The sequence below is a fragment of the Cetobacterium sp. ZWU0022 genome (genome assembly GCF_000800875.1).
GTDB lineage: Bacteria > Fusobacteriota > Fusobacteriia > Fusobacteriales > Fusobacteriaceae > Cetobacterium_A.
Map to the genome: position 1 here is coordinate 1 of NZ_JRJZ01000147.1, position 496 is coordinate 496.

Annotated in this window: 1 protein-coding gene; it reads left to right on the plus strand. The window is 34.1% G+C overall.

Annotated features, from left to right (window positions below):
- Positions 1–496 (plus strand): class I SAM-dependent DNA methyltransferase (locus tag L988_RS10940; protein WP_047384225.1); only part of this gene is annotated, 496 nt, incomplete at both ends.

Below are 496 nucleotides of genomic sequence, written 5' to 3' on the forward strand. Positions count from 1 at the left end.
TTTCTGGGTTCCTAAAGAGGCTAGATGGGCAGAGATAGTTAAAAGTGCAAAAACTCCAGAGATTGGAATAAAAATTGATGAGGCTATGTATGCTATTGAAAAAGAGAATAAAACATTAAAGGATGTTCTATATAAAATATATTCAAATCCTCTTTTAGATAAGGGAAAACTAGGAGAGTTAATAGATATAGTTGGTGGAATTAACTTACAAGCTAAAACAGATAAAGGGCAAGATGTACTTGGTCAAGTTTATGAGTTTTTCTTAGGAAAATTTGCTAATTCAGAGGGAAAAAATGGTGGGCAGTTCTATACTCCAGAGTCTATTGTTAAAACCATAGTTGAGTGTTTAGAGCCTACAAAGGGAAGAGTGTATGACCCAGCTTGTGGAAGTGGTGGTATGTTTGTTCAATCTGAAAAGTTTATAGAAAATCATAGTGGAAGAATTGGAGATATATCTGTATTTGGACAAGAGAGTAATGGAACTACTTGGAAACTG